4 protein-coding genes and 1 tRNA gene are annotated in these 4702 nt (G+C 66.0%); 1 reads left to right on the top strand and 4 read right to left on the bottom strand.

The window, feature by feature from the left end; all coding sequences use genetic code 11:
- On the bottom strand, positions 1–1284 hold a 1284-nt coding region (locus tag AC1DU6_RS20470; RefSeq protein ID WP_477859213.1), incomplete at its 3' end, for a ribonuclease R family protein.
- 60 nt (positions 1285–1344) lie between these two features.
- Here AC1DU6_RS20470 and AC1DU6_RS20475 point away from each other — a divergent pair.
- Positions 1345–1429: transfer RNA gene (locus tag AC1DU6_RS20475), tRNA-Leu, on the top strand.
- A gap of 263 nt (positions 1430–1692) precedes the next feature.
- Here the strand turns inward: AC1DU6_RS20475 and AC1DU6_RS20480 are convergent.
- From AC1DU6_RS20480 to AC1DU6_RS20490, 3 genes are all read right to left on the bottom strand, one after another.
- Positions 1693–2214 carry a phosphoribosyltransferase gene (locus AC1DU6_RS20480; RefSeq protein ID WP_056198151.1) on the bottom strand — a complete coding sequence of 174 codons (522 nt, stop codon included), beginning with the start codon at positions 2212–2214 and terminating at the stop codon, positions 1693–1695.
- A gap of 45 nt (positions 2215–2259) precedes the next feature.
- A complete protein-coding gene (locus AC1DU6_RS20485) occupies positions 2260–3594 on the bottom strand; it encodes an adenylosuccinate synthase (protein WP_477859209.1) in 1335 nt (444 codons plus the stop codon).
- 43 nt (positions 3595–3637) lie between these two features.
- Positions 3638–4702 (bottom strand): ATP phosphoribosyltransferase regulatory subunit (locus tag AC1DU6_RS20490; RefSeq protein ID WP_477859211.1); only part of this gene is annotated, 1065 nt, incomplete at its 5' end.

Below are 4702 nucleotides of genomic sequence, written 5' to 3' on the forward strand. Positions count from 1 at the left end.
GTAGAGCGAGTGGTGCTTGGACGACTGGATGAAATCGGCCGAGCAGGTGTTCGCGGCCAGCATCGCCTCCTCGATCAGCCGGTGCGCGTCGTTGCGCGTGCGCGGGATGATCTTCTCGATACGGCCGTTGTCGTCGCAGACGATCTGCGTCTCGGTGGTCTCGAAGTCGATGGCGCCACGGCGGCCCCGCTCTGCCAGCAGCGCGCGATAGACCTCGTGCAGATGCAGCAGATGCGGCACCAGCTCGCGGCGCTTGGCGGCCTCGGGGCCATGGGTGTTGGCCAGGACGGCCGCGACCTCGGTGTAGGTGAAGCGGGCGTGTGAGCAGATCACGGCCGAATAGAACTGGTAGGCGCTGACCGTGCCATCGGTGGACACGAGCATGTCGCAGACCATGCTGAGCCGGTCTTCATACGGGTTCAGCGAGCACAGCCCGTTGGACAGCTTCTCGGGCAGCATCGGGATGACACGGCGTGGGAAGTAGACCGACGTCGCCCGTTCGTAGGCATCGGCGTCCAGCGGCTCGCCGGGCTTCACGTAGTGCGACACGTCGGCAATGGCCACCAGCAGGCGCCAGCCCTCGACGGCCTTCTTGCCACGCCCCTGCTTGAAGGGTTCGCAGTAGACGGCGTCGTCGAAGTCGCGCGCATCCTCGCCATCGATGGTGACCAGCGGCACGTCGCGCAGGTCGATGCGGTGCTTGAGATCGGCGGCGCGCAGCTTCTCAGGCAGCTTGGCGCTCTGCGTCAACGTTTCGGGGCTGAAGCGATGCGGCACGTCGTACTTGCGCACCGCGATCTCGATCTCCATGCCGGGATCGTCGATCTCGCCGAGCACTTCGACGACACGACCGACAGGTTGCGAGTACAGCGACGGCGGCTCAGTCAACTCGACAGCAACAACCTGCCCTGCGGTCGCGTTGGCGATGCCGTTCTTGGGGATCAGGATGTCCTGGCCCATGCGCCGGTCCTCGGGCGCAACCAGCCAGATACCGGACTCGAGCAACAGGCGGCCGATCAGCGGCCGCTTCTTGCGCTCGAGGATCTCGAGCACCTTGCCCTCCGGACGACCGCGCTTGTCGAAGCGCACGACGCGCACGCGCAGCCGGTCGCCGTGCATGACGGCATGCGTTTCCTGCGACGACAGATAGACGTCGGCGGCACCGTCGTCGGGGATCAGGAAACCATGGCCATCGCGATGACCCTGCAACGTGCCTTCGACTTCGCCGAGCAGGCCGGCACCTTCGCCCTTAGTCGACGGGTTTGAGTTCTTCAAGTTTTTAATGATATGATCCTTGCTTTCCTGAAACGGCCCAGGCACTTCGTTTGAAGTCTTGAGCAACTAGCCCAGGTGGCGGAATTGGTAGACGCACTAGTTTCAGGTACTAGCGGGTAACTCCGTGGAGGTTCGAGTCCTCTCCTGGGCACCAAAACAAAAGACAAAAGGCCAGCACGCAAGTGCTGGCCTTTTGTCTTTTGGCGCCCAGGAGAGGACTCGAAGGGCACGTCACCGAGGACCGAGGGCAAGCCCCGCGGCTTGCCCGACGCCTCGATGAAGGCTTCGCGCTTGCAAGCGCGAAGCCGCCTGCCGGGGTCGCCGGAGGTGACCGAGTCCCCGCCGATGCGCCCTCGATGGGCGCTTCGGCGAGTGGTGGCACAAACCGAGTTCTGTCGTGCCACGCCCTCGTTCCCCTCAAACAGCGAACTTCTTCGCCAGCAGCTCCGGCCCCATGCCGTCGTACTCCTCGAACGGCTGATGGATCCACGGCGAGGTTTCCAGCATCTCGCAGTAGTAGTCCGGCATGTAGGCAGAAACCTTTTTGGTCCAGATGACCGCCGAGCGCAACTCGGTGATGGACGGCATGCCGCGCAGGCGCTCCACCACGGCCTTCAGCGTGACGCCCGAATCGGCCAGGTCATCCACCAGCAGCACGCGGCCGGCCAGTTCGCCCTTGGGCATGGTGATGTACTTGGCCATGTCCAGGCGACCCTGGATGGTGCCGGCCTCGGCGCGGTAGGAGCTGGTCGACATGATGCCCAGGGGCTTGTCGAAGACGCGCGACAGCACGTCGCCCGGGCGCATGCCACCGCGGGCCAGGCAGAGGATCTGGTCGAACTGCCAGCCCGAAGCGTGCACCTTGAGGGCCAGGCGCTCGGTCAGCAGGTGGTACTCGTCCCAGGACACGTAGAGGTGTTTGCCGTCGTCGGTCAGCATGATGGCGGGGTCTCCGTCGAATAGGTTTGAAGTGTCGGGCGAATTTCAGGACGAATAGGGGTGGCGCAGCACGATGGTGTGCTCGCGGTCGGGGCCGGTCGAGACCATGTCGATGGGCGCGCCGATGACTTCTTCCACGCGCTTCAGATAGCTGCGAGCATTGGCCGGCAACTTGTCCCAGGCAGTGACGCCAAAGGTGGTCTCGGTCCAGCCCGGGAAGGTCTCGAACACGGGCTCGCAGGCCTCGATCTCGTCGGCGTCCAGCGGCAGGATGTCGAGCAGCTTGCCGTCGAGCTGGTAGCCCACGCACATCTTGATCTCGGTCAAGCCGTCCAGCACGTCCAGCTTGGTCAGGCACAGGCCGGTGATGCCGTTGATGATGATGGAGCGCTTCAGCGCGGCGGCGTCCAGCCAGCCGCAGCGGCGCGCGCGGCCGGTCACGGTGCCGCGCTCCTGGCCGACGGTGGACAGGTGGTAGCCCACGGTCCCGGGCGTCTCCCAGTCCAGCTCGGTCGGGAAGGGACCGGAGCCAACGCGCGTCGTGTAGGCCTTGGTGATGCCCAGCATGTAGTGCAGCATCTGCGGGCCGACGCCAGCGCCGGCGGCGGCATTGCCGGCCACGCAATTGCTGGACGTCACGTAGGGATAGGTGCCGTGGTCGATGTCCAGCAGCGTGCCTTGGGCGCCTTCGAACAGGATGTTGGCGCCAGCCTTGCTCGCTTTGTGGATCATGTAGCCGACGTCGGCCAGCATGGGCTTGATGGCCTCGGCCATCTTCATGGCCTGCTCGAAGATGGGCTCGAAGGCCAGCTCCTCGCCGTGCAGATAGCCACGCAGCGCGAAGTTATGCAGCTCCAGCAACTCGCGTAGCTTCTTGGCAAAGCGCTCGGGGTGCTTCAGGTCCTGGGCGCGCAGCGCGCGGCGGGCGACCTTGTCCTCGTAGGCCGGGCCGATGCCCTTGCCCGTGGTGCCGATCTTGCCGCTGCCGCTGGTCTCGCGCAGCTGTTCGCGCGCCTTGTCCACGGCAACGTGGAAGGGCAGGATCAGCGGGCAGGACTCGCTGATGAACAGGCGCGAACGCACCTCGACGCCGGCCGCTTCCAGGCGCTCGATCTCGGTCAGCAGGTGGGTAGGGTCCACCACGACGCCGTTGCCGATGTAGCAGGCCACGCCGTCGCGCATGATGCCGCTGGGGATCAGCTGCAGCGCGGTCTTCACGCCCTTGATGACCAGCGTGTGGCCTGCGTTGTGGCCGCCCTGGAAGCGCACCACGCCCTGGGCGTGATCCGTCATCCAGTCCACGACCTTGCCCTTGCCCTCGTCACCCCATTGGGTGCCGACGACGACCACATTGCGTCCACGCGCGGTTTGGCTCTGCATCTTGTTTGCCTGCTAGCTTTGGATTGGGAAGGGCCGCCGGCGCTCAAAGCGCGCGGACGATCCAGTCAGTGTGCTCGCGAACCAGTTCGCGGTCACAGTCGAATTCATCGGCCTCGTGCTCATGGCCCGGCAGCACGCAGACCACGGTCTCTCCTTGCTCACGCAAGGCCCGCACAGCCTGGCGCAGTGAGGCATCCTCGCCCCACGGCGCGCGCACGGCGGCGCGCAAAGGCGTGGCCGGCACCAGGCCCACCAGCGTCTTCAGGTCCAGACTGAAACCGACGGCCGGGCGGCGACGGCCGAAGGCGGCGCCGACCTCGTCATAGCGTCCGCCACGCAGCACGGCATCGGAGCAGCCCGAGGCATAGGCGGCGAAGCGGATGCCGGTGTAGTAGGCATAGCCCTGCAGGTCAGCCAGGTCAAAGCCCAGGCTGACCTCGGGATGAACAGCAGCCAGATGGCCGGCGAGCCAGTCCAGGTCGGCCAGGGCCGCCTTGACGAGCGGGTGATCCGGCAGGCGCCGCGCGGCCTCTGCCAGCACTTCCCGGCCACCGAACAGACTGGGCAAGGTCAGCAAAGCACCGCGTGTGACGGCAGGCATGCCAGCGCTCAGCGCGGCCAATGCGGAGAGGTCCTTGGCGGCCAGTGCCGCCGTCAGCGCTTCCAGCGTCTCTGGCGCCAGCTTGATGCCGTCCAGCACGCCTTGCAGCAGGCGGGCGTCGCCAAGGTCCAGCATCACGTCGCTCAAGCCGGCTCGGCGCAGCGCGTCCAAGGCCAATTCATGCACCTCAAGGTCGGCTTCCAGGCCGGCATGGCCATAGATCTCGACACCGAACTGCAAGGGCTCGCGGCTGGTATTAAGGCCGTCCGGCCGCGTGTGCGCGATGGGCCCGCAGTAGCACAGGCGGGTCACGCCCTGGCGGTTCAGCAGGTGGGCGTCGATGCGGGCGACCTGGGGCGTCGTATCGGCACGCAGGCCAAGCGACCGGCCCGAGAGCTGGTCAACCAGCTTGAAGAGCTTGATTTCGGAGCCACTGCCCGTGCCGGAAAGCAGCGAGTCGAGATGCTCCAGCAGCGGCGGAATGACGAGCTCGCAGCCGTAGCTGCG

This window comes from Roseateles sp. P5_B10, from assembly GCF_056400485.1.

What these genes read in the sequence shown, in the direction of transcription:
- AC1DU6_RS20480 (WP_056198151.1), bottom strand. Translation starts at nt 2,214, where the DNA reads ATGCTGACCGACGACGGCAAACACCTCTACGTGTCCTGGGACGAGTAC.
- AC1DU6_RS20485 (WP_477859209.1), bottom strand. Translation starts at nt 3,594, where the DNA reads ATGCAGAGCCAAACCGCGCGTGGACGCAATGTGGTCGTCGTCGGCACC.